Genomic DNA, 25,649 nt, shown 5'->3' on the forward strand with positions numbered 1-25,649 from the left:
TTAATAAATTACTACTATTACTACTGTGGGGTCGTGTTGGCTTCTAGATAAAATAATTATCCAGCATTTTGTTTATTTTTAAACCACTCTATATTCGCCAAAGCTAGCTTATCTGCCAGGAACACTGCTCGTTCGTTTTGCAACCAAGTAGAAAGAGCGGCAACAGCCTCGGCAGAATGATTTATTTGCATCGCAGCTTCGATTAGTTGCAATGCTCCATTCCAATTGCCTGCATCTAACGGTATTTTCGCTCTTTCCAAACACCAATAAAAATAATTTTGACGCGATTTTGCCGTAATTTCTGCACGATATTCTTCTGGTAAGTAGCTTTCAGAAATTTCAATAGCCCGAAGATGATCGTATCCCGAAGCACCGTTGGTATTTTCAGCAATGGTGATACTATTATGCTGCTGACGATAATGAGCTAAAACTTCTGGTTCGTACCACCAATCATAAACAGAAGCAATACGTTTATACAATTCCCAGTCACAAGTATAGAGAATATCGAGTTTATAGCCCCCCAGCTTTTCATAGGCGGCTCTCTTAATTACTATTGATGGAGGACTAGTTGTATTCACGACACCAATCTGTCGTATCCAATCTCGAACGATGCCGCGATAGTTTTCTAGCTCGTGTCTTTCTGTATAAAGGATTTGACGCTTTTCATTTATTATTTGATGAGCGGTAAAAGCTGCTCCAACTGATTCCGAACAGGTTGATAAACTTGCTTGTAATCGCTCGTAGAATTCGGGGAGAACATAGTCATCGTGATGCAGCAGATGAATCCACTGACCCCGACATAGAGATACAGCAGTATTCCAATTTTCCTGTAGGCTTACAGTTTTGGGAAATCGATAGTAACGAACAATTCCTTTACCTAGCTCACTGGGAATTTCCCACTGCGGTGGTTCGCTACCATTATCTAAAACAATAATCTCCATATCTTCTTGTGTCCACTGAGCTAGAACGCTAGCCAGACATTCGGGAAAATATTCGGGGCGGTTTACTACTGGAATTACAACACTCCAAAAAGGTCGCTTTTCTTCGGAAACTGGTACCTTGGGAATTACTGGAAACTGATATGCACCAATAGTTACTTCGCCTTGAGGGATTTGAGGAATAGTAAAATTCTCGGCAAATGTAGCTTCATGCTGATGAGACTCTATCGCCAAAGCGTAGTCAGAATTAATCAGTTTTAATCCCTGTCTAAAAGTTGCAGTTGCTTGAGACAAATTGCCGAGGTCTTGATATGTTTCGCCCAGACTATAATAAGCTAGCTCGTACTCGGGATTTAAGCGGATAACTTCCTGATAAGCAGCAGTTGCTTTTACTAACTTTCTTTGGTGTTGCAGTACTAAACCCAAATGGTAGCGAGCATCTACTAAATCGGGCTGCATAGAAACTGCTTGTTGATAGTAAATGACAGCAGTATGCCAGTCTCCAACTTGCTGGCGACTCAAACCGAGTTTAAAGTTTAGGTCTGCATAGTGGACTTGCTGTTCTGGTGATAGCTGTCCTTGAGCAAACAGAGCGTTACCCAAATTGACATCAGCTTCAGTACAGTTGGGCTGAATTTCTAAGGCTTTTTTGTAGTAGTAGGCTGCTTCTTGCCATTTATTCTGCTGTTGTAAAACATAGCCTAAATTGTTACAAATAGGTGCGGAGTTGTTTTGCAGATTTAGAGCTTGCCGATAAGCCTGTTCTGCTGTTGTAAGTTGACCTCGACTTTGGCACACATTGCCCAAGCTAAACCAGGCTTTGAGAAATTGCGATCGCAGTTTAACCGCAGCTTTTAAATACTGCTCTGCTGCTTCAGACTCGCCAATTTGCTGTGCCAAAATTCCCAAACCATACAAGGCATCGGCATGTTCTGGTTGTGCTTCTAAAACTTTAATGTATTGTTGCTGCGCTGCCTCAAGCCGATTTGCTTGGTGATGTCGAACCGCTAATTGAAAGGCTTTAGCTATTTTTTTGTTGCTGTATCTGGGTTTGTCAAACAGACTGAGTAAAAAATCCTCTAAGGCTCTTACTGGCTTTAAGTCATCATAAAGCTTGTGTTTGTTAAGCGCGATTTTTTGAGAGATATACTGCCGATAGCTAGCATCTTTACCGAGACGCACCGCAATCTCAATGTATTCTTTCTTACTGTTGGCAATTGTCTCTTCGATACCCATTCTTTTCAGGATCGCCATAGTATGACGACCGCGCATTAAATCGCCTGGTAGGGTAACTATAGGTAAATCGAAGACAGTTGATTCCATAGTCGTGTTATTTCCCGACCAGCCAATATTGTCTAAGAATACATCGGCAATGGCAGTAATACCTGCAAAAGCATAGGAATTCAATCGGGGTAAAAATAGGCAGTAGTCTTCACAGGCAAGCTCGAACTCTTGAAAAGCACGAACTAATCGCTGACGAAATACATTAGTGGCAAACTCACTTTCGTGAGCGATAAATACAAATTTGCAGTCGGTTAACTCTTTGGCAATTCGCGGAAAAACATCATCGTGCTGCGGTAGATATTTGAATAACGATTGACAGCACCAAAACATGATTTCATTTTCTGCAATACCGATGTCTGCTCTATCAATTGCTTCGGGTTGAATGGGAAGGGGTTGGTAGCATACAGCCAGATTGGGCAGTCTGATTAGCTGCTCGGTGTAGTGTTCCCGAGCATTGGCTGGCTCCATTAAATTGCTAGTTAAGTGATAGTCAATAGTTGGCAAGCCACTAGTTTCGGGATGTCCGCCAAAAGCAATTTGTACGGGAGCCAATCGCAGACACCCCAGTTGAGCGGCAATTGGATCCATGCCGAATTCGGGAAATACCAGAACCTGTAATTTATCTTTGACGATCTGTTCTGCCCACTGAGCGACAGATAAAAAATCTGCCTCAAATCGATCGAAAGCTTTTGCTGCTCTTGTCGTCACGCGATCGCGCCTGCTGCCAGTATAGTAACCAAATAGCTCGAATTCGCTGCGGTCTAAGTTTTCTATCCATCCCTGTAGGGGAATTTTCCATACGGAATGATGATTGAAAAAGCCAGAAACAAAACCAATACGAATCCTTTGAGATGCTGCTAGTTTGGGTATAGATAGGGGTTGTCCCCACTGAGGATAACGACTCGTCATTAATTGATGAATCATCGAGCCGTAGGTTTGCTGCAAGTCGCGATCGTTTAAGCCTTGATAAGCCAAATAAAAAGGTTGTCGAAAACCAACAGTAGCAGCAGCTTCGGCTCGCTCTCTATCGTCAGTTAATTGATAATAATTGGCTAAATTTTGAAGATGCTGCCGATAATTGCTGCGTCTTCGTTCGATTTCTTTGCTACTTGAATAAATAACGGGTAGCTGGGCAATTGCTATACCTACTTTGGCGAAATGATAATCGGGTTTTAGGTCTAGTGCCTTTTGATATGCTGTCAGTGCTGCCTCTATTTGTCCTTGCTCTTTGAGTGCAGTTCCCAGATTATAATAGGCTTCAGCATATTCGGGCTGCAAGCTAATAGCGGTTCGATACGATGCTATTGCTGCCTCTATTTCACCTTTTTCCTGTAATATCGTTCCTAAATTGTTATGAGCCTCGGCATGTTTTGGTTCTAAGCTTATCGCCTTTTGGTATGCTGCCTGTGCTGCTTCGACTTGTCTAGCTTGCAGCATAGTTCCCAAATTGTAATAGTCTTCAGCAGTTTTGGGTTCAAAGTTAGCAGTCTCTTGAAATACTATTTCAGCTTGCTCTAATTGCATTTTTCTAACTCACTTTTACCGACTCTTCTTATCAGTATGCTACAAAAATCTCTTTAAGTGAGTATTTTTTTTGGGCGATATTTAGGCTTTATTCGAGCCAGAAAAATTCACCATCGAGTATTTTTTGTTAGTAGCTCGATGATGAATTTTAAATTTTGTTAAATGCTGAAAATAATAAACTAAGAAAACTTTAATTAAATGTGTTGAAGCATAATTAAACAGCAATTTCCACTTGAAAACTTAATTTCACTATGAAGCTATACCTAAAGCGATCGTAGCAATTATAACCAAGTTTATTGCCTGCTTAAACAAGGCTAGCCCTTTTCAAGATGAGACTTGCTGAAAATAAAAAAACCATAACTATCAACAAGCCAAAATTTCCATGCCTTTTTGGAAATTTTTGGATGTTTAGTTACACATTTAACTAGTTGAAATTTAGTTCTGGTTTATTAGATAAAGGCTTTTACATCGATTGCTATATCAGCATCAATTATGGGCTTAAACCCTTTTAATTTAACATTAGATGCAGCTCCCGATGCGGCACCACCTTTTGCTAAGGGATATGCTGTTGCTACAGTTTTAGTTTTAGCATAGTTTATATCGCCTTTTCCTTCAGCAAATCCACTTGCTTCTACACCACCAGGAACGCGCTTAACCTTAGCTTTGGCTTTAGCACCTCCTGCGATGCAATGCGAATTATCGACTTTTTCTATGAAGCCGAGGTCTTGTATTAACATGGTCTGATTACCTCAAGAAACGTATTGTCGATGTATAGAACTTAGCTGCCAAAACTATCTAGTTAATAGTTTAGGTAGCTAAGTGTTTTTTTATAAGTTTTACTAACGAGTTAGTTTAGTGATACTTCTTGAAAGTAGCAGATACGGCTGTAGAACTAGAACTAGAAGAAGCGCCACCTGGAACTGCAACAGCGGAAGTGTTGGTTAGAGCGATAGATAAATCACCAACGGCTGCTGCATTAGCATCAGCATCTGCGATGCTTAATGTAGCTAGTTTAATTTTATATTTTTTGGGAGAATATTTGGGATATTTCTTCTTACCACCACCAGTTACTTCAGCAGCGTTAACATTTTCCATATATTGTAAATCGGAAATAATCATTGCTTTATTCCTCTTGCTTGTTTGTTGTTTTGTTTAAAGCTTGCTTTAGGCAAACTTCTTTTGTATGTAAATAATCTAACCCGATCGAAATACGAGATGTTGCCATTTTGGCACTTATTTGTCGCTCGAAGACAGGATCATGATTATATATGGAGAGAGAGGAATCTGAAATGGTTCAATTTCACAAGATACACATCGAGCCAATAGCAATCGAACAACATCTCAAACAAGAACTAAAGCTAAACCAAACATGTTGCGAGATTTTGCAGCAAGAGATTGTCGAACGAGTTGCCAGCCAAGAAAATATTGCCGTTACCCCAGAAGAAATTCAGGCTGAGGCAAACCAAATTCGCATGTCAAAGCGTTTGGAAAAAGCATCTGACACCATTGCCTGGTTACAAGATAATCTACTCGATCCAGACGAATGGGAAGTAAGTATCAACAAACGTCTGCTCGCTAAAAAAGTAGCGCATCATTTATTTGATAAGCAAGCCGTAGCATATTTCGCTCAGAATCGCTTAGATTATGACCAATTTAATCTCTATCAATTAATAGTTCCTTACGAAAAACTCGCTCAAGAACTCTTTTATCAAATTGAAGAAGAAGAAATTAGCTTCTATCAGGCAGCGCATCTTTACGATATTGATGCAAAACGCAGGCAGGTTTGTGGCTATGAAGGTAAAGTTCATCGCTGGAATTTTGCACCAGATATAGCAGCAGCAATTTTTAAAACTCCCATTCCCGTGGGAGAAATTATCGGTCCCATTCAATCTGAGCGAGGATATCATTTGTTTCTAATAGAAGAATATATTGCCGCTCAATTAACCCCCGAACGAAGACAAGAAATTATCGACGAACTATTCAAACAGTGGCTAAATAGCGAACTAGATTATATGTTGCTTAGTGAAAAAACAATCTGAGATTAGTTTGGTTAGCGTTTGTCGATACATTGATACGCGATCGCAATTACAATGCAATATGTAATTCTAAGAATATTTAGCTCGCTTAAGCTCATAATGCCAATTTGGCAACTATCTTTATTTTATCGATCGTATAATTTTAAACGTCTAAAAAAACTAGCGAATTAAATAGAGCAAAGAATAAACCACCGCAAAAACACAAACTAATAGTCATTCCAATTGATTTACACGCAATTGTCTGGCGAAAAAGTTTATAAAAGTCAGAATTGGTAAGACGCATAACCTGACAGCTAAAAACAAGGCATAAATGTATTAGCGCTTTCGTAAAAAACTTTGTAACAATTTTGGTTATGCTCTACAGCAACAGGATAAATTAGATGAAGCGATCGCCTGTTATCAGCAAGCTAAAAAACTTCAACCTATTTCGCTCGAAGCAGAAGTTATTGGGACAAATGCCCTTCATCTTTAGAGAAAACTAGCTATAGAATAACGGCATCATTATGCAGCAGCTAGCTACGATCTGGGCAGCAAATACGTGCAGTCTAGGCGATCTAGAAATTGCGGTTGAATGCTACGAACTAGAAGTTTGCCTCAATGTAGACTCAACAGAAGCCCGACAGAATTTAAAATTAGCTTTAGAGCAAAAAGAACATAGAGCTATTAAAGTTAGCCATGCTAGATAAACAATTTTTGATGTTTTTACAGATCTAGCTGCTGTTTTGCTAGCTGATAGTAAAGACCTTGCTGGGCGATTAGTTCTTTATGTGTTCCCTGTTCGACTATTAAGCCGCGATCTAAAACTAAGATAAAATTGGCATTGCGTACTGTAGAAAGACGATGGGCAATAATAAAAGTAGTGCGGTTTCGCGATAGACGAGAGAGATTTTCTTGAAAGCGGCGTTCTGACTCCGTATCTAAAGAACTAGTCGCCTCATCCAAAATCAAAATTGGCGGTTCGCCTAAAAAGGCGCGAGCGATCGCAATACGCTGTCTTTGTCCGCCAGAGAGATTGGCACCGTGTTCGCCAACTTTAGTACTATATCCTAAAGGTAGTGCCTGGATAAAGGCATTAGCTTCAGCTAGTTTGGCAGTTTCAACAACTTGCTCCAAGCTGTAGTCAGACCGATAGAGGGTGATATTTTCTAAAATAGTTCCCGAAAACAAAAAACAATCTTGAGGTACGACTCCTAATTGCGATCGCAAAGATTGCAGCGAAACATGATTGATGTCGTGTCCGTCAACCGTAACCTGACCGCTTATAGGATGGTACAAGCCCTGAAGTAATTTTACTAAGGTACTTTTACCCGAGCCGCTGCGTCCGACAATAGCAATAGTTTGTCCCGGTCTTACTTCAAAAGAAATATTTTGCAGGGTGTTGCTATCTTCTTCAAGGTCATAGCGAAAAGTGACATTATCAAACTTCACATGTCCCTGTAGCTTGGGTAAGATTATTTTGTTACTTTGTGGCGGCTCTTCTGATTTAGTTTCAAAGACATCGTTGAGTCGTTCTACAGAGATTAACACTTCCTGTAGTTCGTCCCAGAGATCTGCCAGTGTAATTACTGGACTGATTATATAGCCTTTCATCATATTAAAAGCCACATATTGACCTATACTTAGTTCGCCCTGAATTACCAAACTAGCACCGTACCACAGTAGAAGAGTTCCGCCAATAGAATTAACCAGCCCGTTGAGAAGTCCGAGATTAATTGCTAGTTTGTCACCTCTAAAGTCTACGTTTAGTTGCTTGGTCAAACGATCCTCCCACCGCCAGCGTAGGTTGCGCTCTGCTGCTACTGCTTTGACTGTCGATATTCCCGACATCATTTCTACTAAAGAAGAATTTTGATCGGCAGTAGCATTAAACTGTTCGCGAGAGATTTTTCGCAGCAAAGGAGTAGCAATTAAAGTCAAAATTATAATTGGCGGGATCAACAACAAAACCAGCAGAGTTAATCGCCAATTGTAATAGAGCATCAACCCTAAATAGACAAAGCCAGTTACAAAATCCAGCCAGGACAACATGATTTTTTCGATTAAAAAGGCTTGGATTTTTTGGTTTTCCTGAACTCTGGTAATAATATCTCCAACTCGACGAGATTCAAAAAATTTGAGTGGTAAATTTAAAGCATGATTGATAAAGCCTCCAATCATGGTGAGATCGAGGCGATTGGACAAATAGCTTAGCAGGTAACTGCGTATCGAAGACAAGCCAATGCCAAGTATGCCAAACAAAAACAGTCCAATGACAAAAACGTTTAGGGTCGATTGACTTCTGTTAACTACAACCTGGTCGAGAATAATTTGGGTAAACAGAGGCGAAACCAGACCAAAAAGTTGAATTAAAATCGATGCCAAAATAATTGTCAGTCCCAAAGAGCGATAGGGCCACAACAAATAAAGGAATCTGCCTAAAGAGCGTTTTTCTTCTGGTACTTCATACAAATTTTCTGTAGGGTCTAATACCAGAGCATATCCCGTCCAAAAAGCTAAAAAATCTTGACGTGAAAGCTGGTATTTGCCTTTAGCGGGATCGGCAACTAAAATGCGATCGCCTTTAACCCTATAGACAACTATGTAGTGGTCTCCTTCCCAGTGAGCGATCCAGGGATTTTTTTGCTCGATTATCCGACTCAAACTAGCTCTTACTGGTCGAGCGTGATAGCCCAAACTTTCTGCGGCTTTAGCCAAACTTTTGAGGGAAGCGCCGACACGCCCCGTTCCAATTAACTCGCGCAGAAAGTTGATTCCAAAGCGTTTGCCCCAGTACTGACTAATCATTGCCAAGCAGGTCGCGCCGCAGTCAGACGAGCTTTGCTGCTCGATAAAAGGATAATTGCGCCACAAACTAGGGCGATGTTTCTGCGGTTGGGGATATTCGATTTGTGGGGTGCGATCTTCTTGAGGAATTGCTTTGGGTTGGGGAGAGTTAGCTCTATATGCTACTGGCGAACTGTACGTTCTTAACTGAGATGTAGTGGCGATGCTAGTCGCGTTTTCTTTTACAGACACAGATTTGTTGTGATTATCGTCTTGTTTCCAACTAGCAAACAAGTCAGGAGCAATTTCGGCAAAAGCTTGCCAATTTTGTTGAGTTACCTGATATATCCACAAATCCGTTTTTGCGTTCCAAGTCTGAGGTGTTTTACCTGGATATCCCCAGGAACTGCCTATTTTTAGCTTGCTGCCTTCAATTTGACCGCTACGCAGCCAGCAGCGGGCTGCATCTTCGCTATTGCTAGCTATAGATTTGCCAGCAACAATTTGTTTTTCTGTTAAATATGGTGATAGACTTTTGAGACGATGACTGGATATGGAACGTAATTCCGTTAGGGTTTTAAGAAAAATAAGTTTTTGACGCTCTTTAGCTTCAGACTGGCATTTGGACTGAAGTTCTGGTAGCTTATTAAGAAACCGTTTGAGTTTGGCTAGAGAAATCCTGGCAACCCGAACTTCACTAGCTGCGATCGCTCTATAGGGTAAGAAGAATTTACACCAGAGAGAGTCCCCTCCTATGGTGTCTGCTTCTGTAAGTAGATGTGTAGAAACTTCTCGTTGTTTTGCCGCATCAAAGCTCAGTAATCTTACTTTCCCCGTACAAACCCAAAAAAAGTATTGCGAGTTTTGTTCGTCAGAAACGTAGTTGGATGACGGCTCTGGATACGATATTAGCGAATCGCCCAGTTGAAAATCAAGGATTTCTACCTCTTTACTTAAGTAGTTGACTGCCTCAATTTTTTCAGGTGTCAGGTGTTCTGGTTCTAGAAGCCAAGGTAGAGTCAAAATTTTATCTTCACAATCGTGGGAAAAAGTTTGGAGGTTCCTCTTTATATTATTCACTGTTTGCGCTCCATAAATCGCGATTACGCTGTACGTACCACCCAAGGCGATAGAGCCCAAAGGGCTTGAACTTCGCGGTCGCTAATTGATTATCTGTGCTTACGAGATGCCATATAACTTTACATCATACAAATATAATACGATAGTAGGTAATAAAATTAATTATGAATTTCTATTAAGCCACATCACTTAATCAAACCAATTCAGTTGAATAAAGCAGCCTATAGCTGCCTTACTTATTAATTAATTGTTATCGGTTGTTATTTTACTGCCATCAAATTTTTCAAGCACAAAATTATTGCCAAAAGTAATCTAATAGATTAACTCTAGCTCCACCTATAACTTCAACTGATTGACGGTCTACTTCTTCAAAGTAGGTAAGATCTTGAAGCTTATGAGCAGATTTAGCTTTAGTTTTGGGTGAGATAGATTTTTGCTGAGATTTATTATCCTGATTATCTTTCATGATGCGGTTGTAAGTTCGATAGGGAATATAGTGAAGCGGATTGTATCCTGCAAAGCGCAGAATTAATAGGCATGCCCAGGAATATTTTCCTGAAATAATTGCTTCTACCACGCGATCGAATTGTTCGGTTGTCATGACTTTGTCGAGGTTGGAATTAGAATAATTAAAGTTTTGATTCATAATTTTCCTCACTATTAATTAAATTTTGTTAGTTAAATACTGTTAATTAAATTTTGTTTTTACAGGTCGATACCGTCTTTCTCCATTCGCTTAATCGGCTCTAAGAAAACGTCTATCAAACGACGACGGCGAATGACAATATCAGCCTCTGCTGTTTGTCCTGGTTTAAATTTAATTGCGCGATCGCGGTCTTTAATGTAATTACGCTGAAGGGCAATTTTTACCTGGTAGACTTCATCTTGTTGTTCGGTCAATTTACTATCGGCAGAAATTGAAACTACCCTGCCAGGAATTACGCCAAAATCTTGATAGGAATAAGCATCGAACTTAACCTGTGCTGGCATTCCTACTTCTACAAAACCAGCATCTTTGTTAGGCAACACGGCAGAAAGAACTAATGGCTCACCATAGGGCGCAATTTCGGCAACAGTTTCTCCTGCTTGAACGACTTTGCCCGTATTTTTGACATCGAGGGATAAAATAGTGCCGTTAATCGGAGCTTTTAGGTAGTTTTGACCTAACTTGGTTTTAATACTGGCTAGCTGATTCTTGGTTTCGGCAATTGTAGCTTTCATTTGAGTAATATCAACTTCAAATTGCGCAATTTTTTGTTTGGCTTCAAGCTGATTTTTTTCCCACTCTCCTTGTTTTTGAATCATCTCTGCCTGAAGTCTTTCTACTTCTTTAATAGCCGAAGCAAGATCTCCCTGATTTTGCACGATCCCTGCTTGCAGTTCCCGCAGTGACTGTTCGGCTTGAAACAGCTGTTCTTTAGTACTAGTTTCTTCCTGTAATTTACTTTGAGTAAGCTGCTGTTCTACTTGTCGCTTACCCTGTTCGGCTTGAAAAATAAAATCTTGAGAAACTGCTCCCTGTTGTTCTAGTGGTCTGAGTCTTTCCAAGCGTTTTTTATGCGCTATGGCTTCTGCTTCAAGCTGCTTGAGACGCTCTTGCATTAAGCCTGAAATTGGTTTCAATTGGGTTTGTTTGGTTTTATAAGCTACCAGTTCTGTCTGCCGCCGATCTAAAAGTTGACGGGCAATTGCTACTTTTTCTCTGGCTAGAGACATGGAAGATTGGTAGCTTTGTGCTTCAGCAGCAGCAATTTTTTTATCGGTTTGAGCTTCAGAGCGAACTTTTTCTAACAAGGCTTGTTTCTGGTTTAATTCCGTTTGATAAGAAGCAAGCATTTGTTGTAAACGTTCGGCTTCTTTTGTTGCTAGTTCGCTATTCAACTCTACTAAAACCTGCCCTGCTTTGACACGATCCCCCTCACTTACCATCACCTGGTTTACTTTTCCCAGTTCGACTGGCTCGACTTTGTAAGTTTCTCCATTGGGTACTAACTTACCTCTTGCTTTGCCGATTTCTTCTACTTGACCGAACCACGCCCAAATAAAAGCAATCAGGCAAAAGGCTAACCCTCCCCAAATCAGCCTTTGAGGCAAATTAGATGGAGGTTCGTCTAATAACGATTGCATAGAAGGAGACCATTGAACTATTTCTCCTCTGTCGTTTTCTCCTCTGTCATTGTCTGAGGTTAAAGTATTCCTACGAACCAGACTCAACTCGCTAGATGAGTTTTCTTTAATAGCTGGTTTTTCAACTGCGGGTTCGGAGACTGAAATCGAGTTTGAATTTAAAGAGTTGTTGAGATTTGTCTGCTCCGAATCAACTCTGCTAAAACTAACTGATTTTGAGGGTAACTTCATGGTTTTGAAATTTGTGAGAAGTATTCAATTCGTTTTGTTTATGCAAAACCGCCAAAATTAATATTTTAAATTGGCGAAAAGATTGAGCATGAAAATAAAAAACATTTTTGTATTATCACTTACTTTTATAAAATCATTAGATCGAGCTTTTTAAAACACAAATGTAATATTCCTTAACTCGCGTAAGTATTAGTTATGGAAATCCGAGTACCGAAGTAGTTTAGCTTATAAATTACTTTACAAGTATGAAGATACTGTGAGGATGTAGTAACTAAGACTACCAAAAACATAAAACTATACCCATTGATATATATAATTTATGGTATTTAAATATTGCCACACAAATATTGTATAAGTATAAATTGCTACTAACTAGTTAAATCGACTTAAAATGTCATAATTAGCAACACTTCACTCACTGCGAGCGCGTCTTTTAGTTTTTTGAGTGTTATAAGCTGCGCCGAAATACCATAAAGAACACCAACAACACAATTAAAACTATCTAACTAGTAAATATGTTTTATAAAAACAACTAATTGTTCTGAGTAAATAAAAGCAAACTCTATCAGTAGGATCGGCTTGACGAAGTTAGCGCGGTTTTCGGATACAAGCACCGAGAGAACGCCGCTCTAATAAACGTAGTTTCATAATGTGATTCTCCTTTCTTGTCTAATGATTAGTACGCACGAAACTCGAAAATTATGCAGTAATAGCAAAGTTGTCGATTTCTATTAGTCAATTAATTGAGTTGTCTGTATTAAAAGTAAAAATCGAGAAGAAGTAGGGATAAAAATACAAACGCATGTAATGTACAAAGTTTTTATTTTATTTCCATGTCAGATGTATGTTATTTTTATGTCGAATAAATGACATTATTGACATAATGCTATACAAGATAAAAGTTTGAAATCCAGGTTAGGAGATAAAAAAATTAATTAAATTTTTATAACTTTTGACCGTACGTGTCTATAGTTACGGATTTGATATGCTCAATTGATAACCAATAACTAATCATGACTATGAATCGAGTCAAAACTAAACTACCGCCAATTATTCCCCGTAAAACTCTATTTGGTAATCCCAAACGCGCTAGCCCACAACTATCTAAAGATGGACGATACATAGCATATCTTGCCCCTGACAAACGAGATATTTTGCAGGTGTGGCTGCGAACTTTGGGTAAAACCGACGATCGCATCTTAACCGACGATAAAAAACGCGGCATTAGAGCTTATTTTTGGACATATAATCCAGAACAGCTAATTTATCTTCAAGACGCTGACGGCGACGAAAATTTTCATCTTTATTTAGTTAATGTCAATACCAACGAAGTAAAAGATTTAACTCCTTTTCCAGAAGTAAAAGCTCAGGTCATCGACCTCGATGATCGATTTCCCGATGAGATATTGATAGGTTTGAACAAAGAAAATCCGCAAAAATTTGACGTTTACCGCCTCAATTTACAAACTGGCGAGATGGAGTTAGAAGCCGATAACCCTGGTAACATTGTTGCCTGGACTGCCAATGCTGAGATGCAAATTCTTGCTGCTACTGCGGCAACTGCCGATGGCGGTTCGGAATTACTCTATCGCGAAACAACCGATAAACCTTGGGAAACCTTACGTCATTGGGATGCCGACGAAGAAGGAGGAGCCTTGGATTTTTCCCTCGATGGTAAAACTTTATATATCATCGGCAATCATAATGCCAATACCCAACGGTTGATTGGTTTGGATTTAGCGAGCAAAGAAGAAAAGATTATTGCCCAGGACGAACAATATGATGTTGGGGGAATAGTAACTCATCCTACCAAACGAAATATTCAAGCAGTTTCTTTTTATAAAGATAAATTGCAGTGGCAGGTATTAGACGATGAAGTTGCTACCGATTTTGAAGCGATCGCTAAAATTAGATCGGGACAATATTTTATCACCAGTCGCGATTTAAACGATAAACAGTGGATTGTTGGTTTTCTTACCGATGATGGACCTGTTTATTACTATCTCTATAGCCGCGAAACCAAGTCATACAACCTGCTATTTAGCAACCAACCAGAATTAGAAGACTTACCCCTCGCATCCATGCAGCCAGTTTCTTATCAGGCAAGAGATGGTTTGACTATTCACGGCTATTTAACCGTTCCTCAAGGATTGGAAGCTCCTTATGCTACCGTAATGTTAGTTCATGGCGGTCCCTGGGCAAGAGACACCTGGGGTTACAGCCCTCAAGTTCAATGGCTAGCCAATCGCGGTTATGCGGTCTTACAACCTAATTTTCGCGGTTCTACAGGCTATGGCAAAGATTTTGTTAATGCAGGAAACCGCCAATGGGCAGCAGCGATGCACGATGATTTAATCGACGGGGTCAACTGGTTAATAAAGGAAAAAATTGCCAATCCTGACAAAATTGCGATTATGGGTGGTTCTTACGGCGGCTACGCTACTTTAGTCGGTTTGACTTTTACCCCCGATGTTTTTGCCTGTGGAGTAGATATTGTCGGACCTTCTAATTTAATTACCTTGATGCAAAGCATTCCTCCTTACTGGAAACCTTTAATGGCGATGTTCCAACATCGAGTTGGCAATTTAGAGACAGAAGAAGAGTTTTTAAAATCGCGATCGCCTTTGTTTTATGTTGATAAAATTAATAAACCCCTACTAATCGGACAGGGTGCTAACGATCCCCGCGTCAAGCAAGCCGAAAGCGAACAAATTGTCGAGGTAATGCGTAAAGCAAATAAACCCGTTACCTATGCTTTGTATACCGATGAAGGTCATGGTTTTGCCCGTCCCGAAAATCGCCTGCATTTCTTTGGTGTTGCCGAAGAGTTTTTAGCCAAATATCTTGGTGGACAGTTTGAACCAATAGATGCAATCGCAGGTCATTCTGGTGTTGTCAGCTAACCGTTAGCAGCTTTAGGCATTTAGGTACTAGGCACTAGGCACTAAGTATTTCTGTCTAGTGCTTTGTCTATTTATCTCAATCTAATTTGTGATTAATCTACGTATTGCTACTATTGCCGATCTAAAATTATTGCAATATTGGGATAAGCAACCTTATATAAGAGCTTCACTTGGTGATGATGATTGGGGTTGGGAGATAGAACTCGATCGCACTCCCAATTGGAGAGAGCAATTAATTGCGGAAATAGATGGTCGTCCTATCGGATTTATCCAAATTATCGATCCAGCCAGAGAAGATAGCCACTATTGGGGTAAGGTTGAATATAATCTACGTGCGATCGATATCTGGATTGGAAAAGAGTCAGATTTGGGCAAAGGCTATGGAACAAAAATGATGCAGCTTGCACTTGCCCGATGTTTTGTAAACCCTTTGGTAACGGCTGTATTAGTCGATCCTTTAGCTAGTAATACTCGCGTTCATCGCTTTTACGAAAGACTTGGGTTTAAATTTGTCAAGCAGCGAAGATTTGGTAATGATGACTGCTTTGTTTACTGCTTGAAGCGTGAAGATTGGCAAGGCGAAAGCGCAACTAGATTTTAGATTGTAATAGAAATAATGAACTAAGAGCGATAATTGCGATCGCGTTAATGAAAAGTTATCTGTAATTTAAAACTCAAACAAGCGACCAAGTTTTTAAACACTTCCAAGTCCAATCGGCGTTTTTTTGATAAAAACATAATTCCCAATCTACTTTAGCTTTAATATCGATAATTTCTAAGGCTAAATTTTTAAGCTCTGCTGAATGTCTGCGATCGAAATCATAAGCTAAACTGAGATGCAGCCAATCTTTTAATCTTATGGCTTCTTTGCGGATAGCGGAAGTTTCTATACGGGTAAAATTGAACATTAGCTGTTTGAGTCCCTCGGCTTGTAATTCCAAACCATGCCAATTTTCTCTAAAAGACAACTGTTTTATTTCTATATCCACAGACAAATTATTTTGAGTCTCTGTATAAGCTTTGTTTAAAGCCTGAATATAAGTTGGCATCGAACTAAGTTCATCGGCAAAAAATCCCGTCAAGCTACAGTGAGGCATATATTTATGTGCCGAGTTCTCACCATACAATTCGCGACTCTTATTAAAATAAGTTTCAATCTGGCTATTTAATTCCCCAACGGGACAAGCATAGATTATGAATTGATAATCGATAATGGACAATGAACAATTACTCCTAACTTTAGGCAACTCGTTTTCCTTGTTTGTATACTTCTAAAATTCTGGGAACGATGCCATCATCATGTACGGTAATAAAGTCGGCTTTTTTACCTACTTCCAAACTACCAATTTCATTATCTAAATTAATTGCTTTAGCTGCATTGAGAGTAACTAACGCGATCGCTTCATACAGTGGCTTATTAGTTTGCTGGCAGATAATAAATATCGACTGTAATAAGCTTCTAGGTACATAGTCAGAAGAAATAATATCTACAATATCTAGTTCGACTAATTCCATCGCCGATACGTTACCTGAATGAGAACCACCCAAAACTATATTTGGCGCACCCATTAGAACCTGTAAACCATTACTATGTGCTTCTTTAGCTGCATCGATAGTAGTAGGAAATTCCGCCAACACTACTCCTTCAGCGATCGCCTGTCGGACGTGTTCTAAGGTAGCATCATCATGACTGGCTAGAGATATTTTTTTAGCTTGAGTCAGAGTTACTAAAGCCTGTCGGTTTTCTTTAGCATACTGTCGTTGATTTTCAAGGCGCATAGAAACAAAATCTTCCATCTTTTCTATTGGTACGCCATGCTTGCCTACATAATATTGCTTGTATTTATCAACATTAACAAACTGACGCTGACCAGGGGTATGATCCATCAAAGATATCAGTGCTAATAGTGGATGATTTGCTAGTGGTTCGATCGTTTTGTATAGGTGTTCGTAACCAAGTTCGCAACGTAAATGCAAAAGGTGATTTGCATTAAATCTTCCTGCGGTTTGTCCTTCGGAGACAGTATCTATTATCGGTGCATAATGATGGAGGCGTAACAAGTCTTGTTTGGGGGTAACATCGCCTATAGCGATCGCATCACAGACTGTGGTAATTCCAGAACTAATCAAATCTCTGTCGTGATTTACTGCTGCTGCATCTAAATTCCACCTTACCCCAGGACGAGGAGAAATACACTTTTCTAAGTTATCCGTATGCAATTCGATTAACCCTGGTAACAGATAATTACCCGCGCCGTCTTGTCCCTGAGATACTATTCGTGGCTGAATATCGGCAATAATACCGTCTTTGACTGCGATCGTGCCCAAAACTTCTTCTGTTGGTAAGAGTAAGCGGTAGTTAGTGTATATCTGTTCCTGCATCTGTTTCTGGTTTTAATATTACTTTGCAGTTTATGCTTTCTTTAGTGAAATATAAATTAAAGACAGTTTAGCTTTAATTTAACAAACATATTATATTTAAGATTTAAGTTGAAATGCACAAAATTATCACCATATCTTTTGGTTTTAAAAAGAATTGTTGTTTTACATCGAGCTAAAACTATTAATTGTTATTTTTACAAGTTTTTGTAAAAATATTTAATTTAGTTAATAATATAATTTATACAAAGATTATAAAGTTTTTTAGATATTCTATCGCAGACAATAAAAGTCAATTAGTTTGTAATATAATACAATATTGTATTTAACATGGCAATTTTTTTAATGCTTTTATTATATGTAATTTCTTTATTTTTCTATTTGCTTGCTCACAAAATGCCAAATATAAAATGGCTGTCGGTTTATAATCTTTTTTGCTTACTGTTTTAGCGTTTGGATTCTACGATATAGTTATAGCTACAAATGCATCCAATAGAAATGATGACTTTTCTTTAGCGTGGGTATTTATTGCAGGCTTCTTATTTTTTTCGTGTTATGTATCAATTATTGGAATAATTGGCAGATCTTTTGATTTTGGCTACGAGTATTATCGATACCATGTCGGCTAAATTGCGAAATTCATTGGTTCGATCTTTGATTAAATAAATAGGCTCTCTATAGAAGAGAGCCTAGCATTTGAGCTAACAATGACCTCGTTAGTTGATGTTCATCGCGAACTAAGCAAGCTCGACTTTAACAATAAGATCGTTAAAGTTGCGATCGCCCCCGTTAACTATGTCTTCAAATCCATAGGTATTGTCTCCCAGGCTGCGAACGTGAGCGAAGTTGTCGCTATTAGCTGCACTGTATGAGAAGTAAACCGTAGGATCGTTGCTATTGTCTGCGTCGGTAAGTTCGCCAACGTTGCCATCGACAACCAAGAAAGGTGCATAAATCTTACCGCCAGCTACCTCACTAGTAAATTCAGCCTGCTGGTTATTTTTAGGAACGCTAAGGCTAATATCCAGGCTATTTGCTAAAGCAGCTTCGAGATAGCCAGCATCACCAGGAGCAATCGCCTTACCAGAAACAGGATCGATTACAGTGCCGTCTACAGCCTTTACTTCAAAGAAACCAACGGTATTGTCATAAAAAGCATCTCGACTGACGGTAATCGAGACATTAGCATCTTCACTACCTGTTAAATCGAGTAGGAGAAATTCCATATCGCCCATGCCATCCGTGTCATCGCTACCTAAAACCGTATCGTTACGGAAGTTGAGGTTCTGAATGCGATCGTCTTCTTCTGGTGGCGTGTCTTGGTTATCGAAGCTCATCTCGCTAAAGTTATCTGCCAGATATTCCGCCAGTGCATCCTGTTCGGTACCGTCAGCAGCAAAAGTCGCTTCGCCAGTACGGGGTGCTTCCTCTTCTAAAGCCAAATCGACGCGGTTGCGATCTGGGAAAGGATAGTCATCGCCACCGTCTGCTAAGAAATTGAGTGTTACCAGACGGAAGGTACGCGAAGCATCGCCTACTAACTCGCCGTTTTCAACTACGGTATCGATATTATTGCCTTCATCATCGACAACTTCTAAAGACAGAACGCGATCGCTTGGTTCGAGTTCGGGATCGAAGCTAAATTCTACTCCAGCAACTTGTGGGAACTGTCCTGGCGTGGCACCTGGTTCTGTTGCTGCCACGCCGTGTTCGATAACTTCTAGCAGTTCTTCGGCAGTAACGGTTAACAAGGTCAAGCCATTGTTAAAGCGTAAGGAGTTAGCAATATCTAGTTCGGAAATATCGCCTTCCTCTTTACCTGCCAGTTCGTTGGCTTGGGGAGGTAATCGATCCACGTCATCTGAATTAGTCGATCCTGGAGGAATAATTGTTGCGCCAATGTTATCGCGAATACCACCGCCATTTTTAATCGAAATAACTACATCGGAGTCGGTTTCTTTGGCGATCGCCAGGTTGGCATCGGCGGTTAAGTTACCAAGATTAGTTTCCTGAGTCCGCACATCTTCCCGTTCGCCGTTAAGAAACACTTCCGTACTGCCAAAAATATTGCCGTCTTGTTCGGCGATAACTGCGGAAATTTCATCGGCAACTTCGACGATTTCGGGGTCTGGCGTACCGTTGACCGCAGCCACCCCCTCAGCATCGGTAGCATAAGCACCGCTAACTTCAGGGTCGATACTTTCGGGGATTAAGACACCGTCCGCGTCAAAATCTGCTACCAAACGTCCGACATAGCGATAGTTACCATCGGTATTAACGACAGCAATGGGGTTGCCATCGGCAGCAGTGTTGAGAATGGGATAGACTCCTTCAGCTTCATCACCTGCTCTCAAGCGATCGGTTTCGTCAGCGAGAATAGTATTAGAACCGCCAGCGACGATAATATCGACATCGGTAAGTAATTCCGAAAGCTGTTCTTCGATCGCGATTTGCTGCATATGCGCCAGCAACACTACCTTATTAATTTCGGGATTTTCCGCCAGTAAAGAATCTACCGAAGCCTGAATTTCAGCAGCTAAAGCGGCAATGTCGTCGGGGTTGGCAGAGTCAAACTCGATCGGGTTGACCGTAACATCGCCAGGGGAAGAAATACTAGGTAGAGTGGGAGTAGTAGCTCCAACCACGCCGATGGGTTCGCCATTGACGGTAACGATGGTGTTACCCGCAATGCTGTTGGGAATTTCGCTGGCTTCCTGTCCGTCTTCAGTTACTAAGGGTGCTAAATCTTCGTCGGTGCTAAAGTCGAGGTTAGAACTGAGATAGGGAAAAGCCGTACCAGGATAATCAGTTTCTTCGTCGGCAGAGATTAAATCGGCAACCGTACCCGCACCGAGGTCGAATTCATGATTGCCCAGAGCGATCGCGCCAAAGCCCAATTCGTTTTGAATTAAGATATCGCCTCTACCCTGTCCGTCAAAAGCAGTTTCGCTAGCGGAGAAAAAAGGACTAGGGATGTAGGCATCTCCCGAAGAAAGAACTAAGGTATTGTCATATTCACCTTTTAGCGAATTGAGAACCGCGCTAAAGTTAGGCGCATCTTCTATCGCGGGAACACCTGCTTCCTGGTCGGCGGCGTGGAGTAGCTGGAGGGTAAAGTTACCGTCCATATCGCCGCCGTTGTCAGTACCGCCGTTATCTGTATCTGTTTCGAGGTTGATTTGATAGACAGTAGTAGAACCGCTGACTTCGTTACCTACAGCCAGTAAAGGTTTGCCGTTGGGACTGTCTTCAGCGGAGATAAATTCCAAACCTTCGGGTCCCAAGTCTCCTGCCGTACTTGCTTCGGGGTCGCCTTCAAAGTCGCGGTTATTGATGTACTGCACAAATTCGGGACTGGTAGGAGTGCTGACATCGTAAATCATCACGCCGCCGATCCGTTCTAAACCGATAAAGGCATAGGTTTTACCGTCAATTACTCCTATCGCCACGCCTTCTGGTTCTGGTCCTTTAGCAACGCTGCGAGTATCGAAGCTATTTTCGGTATTATCGGAATTGAAGTAGTCGGGGAAAGCCTCAGCAGTAATCTGTTCTAACTCATCGCCGCTATCGAAGACTAAGTTACCTCTGCTATCAAAAATAGAAAAAGATCGTGCGCCATAGGAAACAAGGCGATCGTAATCCCCATCGCCATCGGTATCGCCGTCGATAGTTGAAACTTCCAAACGTCCAATTTCATTGTCGGTTTGTAATTCGGTGGCGTTAGGGAAAGCGGTAGGATCGAGTTCTAAATCTTCTACTCTTGCGTCTTCATCTCTGGCATCACCTTCATTGGCGATTATATAGTAAGTTTCGCCATCAACTTCGTAGGTAGCAATTCCATCGGGCATATACTGTCCGAATACGGGCTGATTCCTAATGTCAATGCCATCGGTGTCGCTGGTATCAATGCCGTTAGATTTATCAAAATCAATTATGCCCAATACCGTCTGTACGGGATCGGGGTTAAAGGGAACCGAACCATCTACGGGTATTTCTTCATCTAGCAAACCAAAATCGTTATCGTTGATTACCGCTAAAGAACCATTGGGTAATAGTGCCAGTCCTTCAGCCTTATCTCCTGATAGATAGCCGACCGAAGGTAGGTTCAAAACTTTGGTTTTAGTTACGGCATTAATGCCCATCGCCTCCAATTCATCGGGAGTCATTCCTTCTAATGCCTTATCTGCACTCGTGGCTTTAGAGAGTTTAGTTTTAAGAATATTGGTCGCATTAGTGAGATCGACTTCAAAAACAAACTTTTTAGAGTCGGGATCGGTACCAGAATCACGTTCGATGACGTAAAATTTACCGTCGCCTGCATAAACCGCATCACCAATTTTATCGACTCCCTCAGAACCTTCTAGATAGTAAACATACTCTCCTATAGGTTTGCCGTTACAGGGATTGATTTCTAAAATTCGTAAAACTTGCGAGTTGCTAGAGTTATAGTCGCTGCTTTCACCTGCGGCTTCGGCTTCGGCATCGCTGACATCGGGATTATCGATAGGACTTTGAATAAAGGCATAGAGGCGATTGTTGTCGGTGTTGAGTGCCAAACCTTCAAAACCGCGATTGGAGCGACGCTGGGCGTATACTTCGGGTAAGGTTTCTCTGCCAAATGTCCCTTTGCGTTTCCCTGTGGCAGCGGCAGTACCTTTGGGAATCAAGCGATCGATTAGTACGCCATCTTTATCAAAATGATAGATAGCAGGACGATACTCATCCGATAACCAAAAACTACCGTCTTCGGCAACCACAATCCCTTCCATATCTGCCCCTAAAGGATCGTTATTTAAAGGATTTCCTAAAAGATCTACGGGTTCTTCGTCGGTATAAGCTGCCCCTGCTTCTCCAGCTTGCAAATTGGGCAAGCCAGTTATGGGTGTAGTTCCATCTTTTCTAGTTAAAAAGATGCGATCGCCAATTGCAATTTCGCCAGTTTCGCGATCTAAAGTAAAGCGAATTAACCGCGCCTGATAGTCTGGCAGGGGAAAAGGTCTTTCATTTTCGCCGTCGCCATTGACATCGGTAGGTTCGCCATTAGGACCGCGATCGGGTGTAGTAATAAACTGTAACTTACCATCATCGGTTTCCCCTTCAAAAAACAGACCAGACAGACCACCCAACAATATTTCCTGTCCTGTGGGAGTCGTACCTAGTACCTCACCGCTTAAAGCCCAGGGGTAACTACTCAATTCAGGTAAACCACGACTATGATCTTTTAATCCTAGTGGCTGAATTTCGGTAACTTCTCCTGCTGCAATATCTACTACCGCAACGGCATTATTTTCTTGCAGGGTGACATAAGCCGTGCTGCTGTCGGAACTTACGGCAATATATTCTGGTTCGGCATCGGCAGCAAAAGACTTGTCGGGAAATATTCTTACTCCCCGACTGCGTAATTCCGCTTCTTGTCCGTTAAAATCCGTAAATCCAGCCTCGGTAACGGTGGCAGCTTCTACACCACCGCTGATATCGATAATGCCTACCGAACCGTTAGGATCGATACTAGGATCGTCTTCATTGGGTTCCCCTTCATTGGCGACTAAAACCGTGTTGCCGTCGGGACTAAAGGTAACTAGATCGGGCAAAGCACCGACAGTAACCTGATTCAGAAATTTTCCTTCAGTATCGAAAAACACTACCTTACCAGGATCTTGAGCGGGATCGCTTTCTACTGCTGCCGCAACGATACCGTTTTTGACCGCCACGCTATTGACACCCGCGCCAAATTCCTCAATTGCGATCGCAAATTCTAAAGTAGGATTGGTTGGATCGCTAATGTCCAGTGCATCAATAGCAGTGTCCGCACCGTTAACCACAAACAAACGCTGGCTGGCAGGATCGTAGACCGTAATCTCTGCCGCGCCCTCATCAAAAATTCCCGTTTCGTAACTACCAATTGGATTTAAATTAATAGAATTAGCCATCAATTGTGTAATAAAAATGCTAGAAATTGTTATCAGTATGAGTAAAGCGAACTTTACAATTTTTTCTGCTATAACCAAATTATTGACAAGACAAAATAAACAGCTTTATTAACATAATATTTTCAAAATAACTATTTTTTTCGCTGTTTGCTTTAGTTTCAAAAAAGAATTTAGTCGATATTTTTAGCAAAAAAATAAAATTAACAAAAATTTAGTCTATGCCTTAGCAATAGCACGAGAACTCAAACCTTTGTTTGAAGATATTTCACTGTACTAGAGTAAAATTCTGTATCTATTTTGTTAGTCTAAAGACTACTCTCTCAGTTCTAAGTAAACAGTAGATAAATCAATAGTTAAGAATAGATTATGTTTAAGTATTGCTCGATCGTTACTCTAACCCAGCTATAACTAATGCTTTTCTTAACTCTCTGACTAGCCTGTGTGCGCGATCGCGATAAAGAAGACAAGGTAGTGTTTGTGGTAATTGTGCCATCGTTTGTCTGGCTACACTCAAGTCGCAGCCTGCAATCCGATAAATAAGATTGGCACCTTCAAAGTATGCGTCTGGAGTTACAACCGATTCAATTCTCACGCGAACATTTTTGAGAGTAAAATCTAATTCTCCTCGTTCGATGCGTTTTAATCCTGCGATCGTTGCCAAGACTATCAAGCGATCGCTTTCGGTAAGAGTCAATTCCTCTACGGGAAAGACAATAGATGATTGACTGTGTTTTTGATAGAGTATGGGAACGACACCATAACCATAGGCAACGTCTGATAATTTTAAATCGTAGAGAGTATCGTTGACTTCAATTTGATACTAAGTTGACGAATAGCTAGAGCGGTTTTGATATTAATACGTTCGTTGCTAGTGACTATCAGCGCAGCGCGGCAATGTTCGATTTGAGCTTGGATTAAAGTTTTATCTTGGAGGCAATCTCCTACAATTAAGCTATCTAATAGCTCTGGCAGAGTTTCGATTTCCCAACTAGGAGGAATTATTAGCTCGATCGCATTTACTTTTACGCCAAACTCGGCTAAAGCAACAACGCAATGTTGCCCCAAACTACCCAAACCACAGACTAAAAACCAATCCACATTAAGCTCTGTATTTTTTTCTTCGCATAACACTTACATGATACTTGCGCGTATTTCTTTCGAGATCGGATTGGTAGCATCTGTTCGTATTATTCTACCTACAGAGGTCTTTTAGTCGGATAAATTATATGTCGTAAATCAAATTTTTAAAGTAATCTTATTATGACAAGTACGGTGTCTATGGAGCTAAAAGAATTGTAAAAAAGATTTTTTTTGCACGATAATTCAACAACTGAAAAGTTAAAATTAACAACTGTCATTGTTAATTTTAACTTTTCGTTTTTTATTAGTCGATCTTAGTCTGTATCTTAAATTGAGCGATTTAGTAGTGAGTCAAGCCAGAGTTTGGGGATTTATTTGTAACTATCGAGAATCAAATTCTTCTTGGTCGATCGCACCCAAAAAAATTAGCCAGAGATGGCGGTTACTTCAAGCAGAAGACCGTTGGGTTTTAATGATAGGAGAAGTTTCTCAACTTTATCTTAATGCGGAAGAAGCGATCGCCTTTCTAGAAGCTCGTCAACGGAAAAAAACTAAATAGCTGCAAACACTAAATTTATTCAATTTCGACCCAAATTAGGTGATAGTCGCTCTTGAGGACGGCTGAGAATTCACCCTTTGATTTGTCTGAGTATGACAAACCTGCCTCGATCGCTTTTAGCCAAATCAAGCTGCTCTAAAAGAAAAATCAGGACATCTCGAACTACTCGAAAAAGATGGATATGGGGCGATCGCGGATCTTGTGCCGCGCGTTCGGCACTGACTCTAATTGGCTTGGCGACCCAGACACCGTATTTGTCAATAGGCATTCCCTAAATTTCTGCTGCTAAAGTAAGTTGAAAAAATTATTTTTTAGTAGATCGGTCGCATTAATTGCCGAGGACTGTAAACTTAATTTAAACAGTAACTTTTAGCGGTAATTTTCCTAAATAAGTTACTATAAATACAAGTAATTAAGTTCGATTTATTGCTAAATCAAGAGAAGCTTAACTTTATTCAATGCGATCGCCAAACTGAATGTTTTCTGTTGTAAAATGCAAAATATTAATGTTTTTTGCGTATTTAGTAAACTTCAAGACAAAAAATTTATTATTAATTAAATTGTAAAATCAAGCTTGTAGGTTTAAAAATACTCAAATTTTAAATTTGGTTTATCAATCTCAAGACTCAGAAAATGACAGAAAAACTTAATCGCGACCAAGAAAACTTTTTAAATCCCATTGGTAACTATTACGGCGAGTTTACGCCTCAAAACTTAGCCTTTAACGCCAATCTGCAAGAATTTGCCCAAAAAGTAGCTTATGTTTGTGGTTTAGAGGCTAATGGCAAAATAACTCTCAAAGAAGCTTATCAAGA

17 protein-coding genes and 2 pseudogenes are annotated in these 25,649 nt (G+C 40.4%); 7 read left to right on the plus strand and 12 right to left on the minus strand.

The window, feature by feature from the left end; all coding sequences use genetic code 11:
- Positions 1-56: 56 nt before the first annotated feature.
- The 3 genes from KV40_RS00725 to KV40_RS00735 all read right to left on the minus strand — a co-directional run bounded on the left by KV40_RS00725 (position 57) and on the right by KV40_RS00735 (position 4,841).
- Positions 57-3,746 (minus strand): tetratricopeptide repeat protein, encoded by a 3,690-nt coding sequence (locus KV40_RS00725; RefSeq protein ID WP_052055224.1) that lies wholly within the window; start codon positions 3,744-3,746, stop codon positions 57-59.
- Between the two features lie 449 nt (positions 3,747-4,195).
- Positions 4,196-4,483: a hypothetical protein gene (locus KV40_RS00730; RefSeq protein WP_036476810.1), complete on the minus strand. Its 288-nt coding sequence runs from the start codon at positions 4,481-4,483 to the stop codon at positions 4,196-4,198.
- 115 nt (positions 4,484-4,598) lie between these two features.
- On the minus strand, positions 4,599-4,841 hold the full coding sequence (locus tag KV40_RS00735) for a hypothetical protein (protein ID WP_172657210.1): 243 nt from the start codon (positions 4,839-4,841) through the stop codon (positions 4,599-4,601).
- A 194-nt stretch (positions 4,842-5,035) separates the two neighbouring features.
- Between KV40_RS00735 and KV40_RS00740 the strand changes: the two genes are divergently transcribed.
- The 3 genes and pseudogenes from KV40_RS00740 (at position 5,036) to KV40_RS00745 (ending at position 6,468) form a co-directional block, all read left to right on the plus strand.
- Positions 5,036-5,785 (plus strand): peptidylprolyl isomerase, encoded by a 750-nt coding sequence (locus KV40_RS00740; RefSeq protein ID WP_036476924.1) that lies wholly within the window; start codon positions 5,036-5,038, stop codon positions 5,783-5,785.
- Positions 5,786-6,125: 340 nt separating this feature from the next.
- Positions 6,126-6,254, plus strand: a pseudogene (locus KV40_RS37140) (hypothetical protein); the annotation flags it as partial.
- A 31-nt stretch (positions 6,255-6,285) separates the two neighbouring features.
- Positions 6,286-6,468, plus strand: coding sequence for a hypothetical protein (locus KV40_RS00745; RefSeq protein WP_036476813.1), 183 nt, complete (start codon positions 6,286-6,288; stop codon positions 6,466-6,468).
- 16 nt (positions 6,469-6,484) lie between these two features.
- On the opposite strand, the gene KV40_RS00750 is transcribed toward KV40_RS00745, so the two are convergent.
- The 3 genes from KV40_RS00750 to KV40_RS00760 form a co-directional block, all read right to left on the minus strand.
- Positions 6,485-9,625, minus strand: coding sequence for an ABC transporter transmembrane domain-containing protein (locus KV40_RS00750; protein ID WP_052055231.1), 3,141 nt, complete (start codon positions 9,623-9,625; stop codon positions 6,485-6,487).
- 295 nt (positions 9,626-9,920) lie between these two features.
- Positions 9,921-10,271, minus strand: coding sequence for a HetP family heterocyst commitment protein (locus tag KV40_RS00755; protein WP_036476816.1), 351 nt, complete (start codon positions 10,269-10,271; stop codon positions 9,921-9,923).
- A 59-nt stretch (positions 10,272-10,330) separates the two neighbouring features.
- On the minus strand, positions 10,331-11,983 hold the full coding sequence (locus KV40_RS00760; protein WP_036476818.1) for an HlyD family efflux transporter periplasmic adaptor subunit: 1,653 nt from the start codon (positions 11,981-11,983) through the stop codon (positions 10,331-10,333).
- Between the two features lie 1,019 nt (positions 11,984-13,002).
- Here KV40_RS00760 and KV40_RS00765 point away from each other — a divergent pair.
- Positions 13,003-14,886, plus strand: a complete 1,884-nt coding sequence (locus tag KV40_RS00765; RefSeq protein WP_253274118.1) for a S9 family peptidase — start codon at positions 13,003-13,005, stop codon at positions 14,884-14,886.
- 88 nt (positions 14,887-14,974) lie between these two features.
- Positions 14,975-15,487: a GNAT family N-acetyltransferase gene (locus KV40_RS00770; RefSeq protein ID WP_036476822.1), complete on the plus strand. Its 513-nt coding sequence runs from the start codon at positions 14,975-14,977 to the stop codon at positions 15,485-15,487.
- A 73-nt stretch (positions 15,488-15,560) separates the two neighbouring features.
- On the opposite strand, the gene KV40_RS00775 is transcribed toward KV40_RS00770, so the two are convergent.
- The 5 genes and pseudogenes from KV40_RS00775 to KV40_RS00795 all read right to left on the minus strand — a co-directional run.
- Positions 15,561-16,106 (minus strand): hypothetical protein, encoded by a 546-nt coding sequence (locus tag KV40_RS00775; RefSeq protein WP_216595476.1) that lies wholly within the window; start codon positions 16,104-16,106, stop codon positions 15,561-15,563.
- A gap of 19 nt (positions 16,107-16,125) precedes the next feature.
- On the minus strand, positions 16,126-17,268 hold the full coding sequence (locus tag KV40_RS00780) for an alpha-D-ribose 1-methylphosphonate 5-triphosphate diphosphatase (RefSeq protein ID WP_036476824.1): 1,143 nt from the start codon (positions 17,266-17,268) through the stop codon (positions 16,126-16,128).
- Between the two features lie 734 nt (positions 17,269-18,002).
- Positions 18,003-23,195 (minus strand): choice-of-anchor I family protein, encoded by a 5,193-nt coding sequence (locus KV40_RS33945; RefSeq protein ID WP_081942702.1) that lies wholly within the window; start codon positions 23,193-23,195, stop codon positions 18,003-18,005.
- Positions 23,196-23,583: 388 nt separating this feature from the next.
- Positions 23,584-23,889: a hypothetical protein gene (locus KV40_RS00790; RefSeq protein WP_036476826.1), complete on the minus strand. Its 306-nt coding sequence runs from the start codon at positions 23,887-23,889 to the stop codon at positions 23,584-23,586.
- A 125-nt stretch (positions 23,890-24,014) separates the two neighbouring features.
- Positions 24,015-24,326 (minus strand): annotated as a pseudogene (locus KV40_RS00795) (NAD-binding protein); the annotation flags it as partial.
- A 226-nt stretch (positions 24,327-24,552) separates the two neighbouring features.
- Between KV40_RS00795 and KV40_RS00800 the strand changes: the two are divergent.
- Positions 24,553-24,834, plus strand: coding sequence for a hypothetical protein (locus tag KV40_RS00800; RefSeq protein WP_052055225.1), 282 nt, complete (start codon positions 24,553-24,555; stop codon positions 24,832-24,834).
- Positions 24,835-24,904: 70 nt separating this feature from the next.
- Here the strand turns inward: KV40_RS00800 and KV40_RS00805 are convergent, their stop codons facing one another.
- Positions 24,905-25,102 carry a hypothetical protein gene (locus KV40_RS00805; RefSeq protein WP_036476831.1) on the minus strand — a complete coding sequence of 66 codons (198 nt, stop codon included), beginning with the start codon at positions 25,100-25,102 and terminating at the stop codon, positions 24,905-24,907.
- A gap of 365 nt (positions 25,103-25,467) precedes the next feature.
- On the opposite strand from KV40_RS00805, the gene KV40_RS00810 reads away from it, so the two are divergent.
- On the plus strand, positions 25,468-25,649 hold a 182-nt coding region (locus tag KV40_RS00810), incomplete at its 3' end, for a hypothetical protein (RefSeq protein WP_036476834.1).

Source organism: Myxosarcina sp. GI1 (assembly GCF_000756305.1).
Taxonomy (GTDB): Bacteria; Cyanobacteriota; Cyanobacteriia; order Cyanobacteriales; family Xenococcaceae; genus Myxosarcina.

Coding starts and splice junctions, on each gene's coding strand:
- KV40_RS00725 (WP_052055224.1), bottom strand. CDS start 3,746: ATGCAATTAGAGCAAGCTGAAATAGTATTTCAAGAGACTGCTAACTTT.
- KV40_RS00730 (WP_036476810.1), bottom strand. CDS start 4,483: ATGTTAATACAAGACCTCGGCTTCATAGAAAAAGTCGATAATTCGCAT.
- KV40_RS00735 (WP_172657210.1), bottom strand. CDS start 4,841: ATGGAAAATGTTAACGCTGCTGAAGTAACTGGTGGTGGTAAGAAGAAA.
- KV40_RS00740 (WP_036476924.1), top strand. CDS start 5,036: ATGGTTCAATTTCACAAGATACACATCGAGCCAATAGCAATCGAACAA.
- KV40_RS00745 (WP_036476813.1), top strand. CDS start 6,286: ATGCAGCAGCTAGCTACGATCTGGGCAGCAAATACGTGCAGTCTAGGC.
- KV40_RS00755 (WP_036476816.1), bottom strand. CDS start 10,271: ATGAATCAAAACTTTAATTATTCTAATTCCAACCTCGACAAAGTCATG.
- KV40_RS00760 (WP_036476818.1), bottom strand. CDS start 11,983: ATGAAGTTACCCTCAAAATCAGTTAGTTTTAGCAGAGTTGATTCGGAG.
- KV40_RS00765 (WP_253274118.1), top strand. CDS start 13,003: ATGAATCGAGTCAAAACTAAACTACCGCCAATTATTCCCCGTAAAACT.
- KV40_RS00780 (WP_036476824.1), bottom strand. CDS start 17,268: ATGCAGGAACAGATATACACTAACTACCGCTTACTCTTACCAACAGAA.
- KV40_RS33945 (WP_081942702.1), bottom strand. CDS start 23,195: ATGGCTAATTCTATTAATTTAAATCCAATTGGTAGTTACGAAACGGGA.
- KV40_RS00805 (WP_036476831.1), bottom strand. CDS start 25,102: ATGCCTATTGACAAATACGGTGTCTGGGTCGCCAAGCCAATTAGAGTC.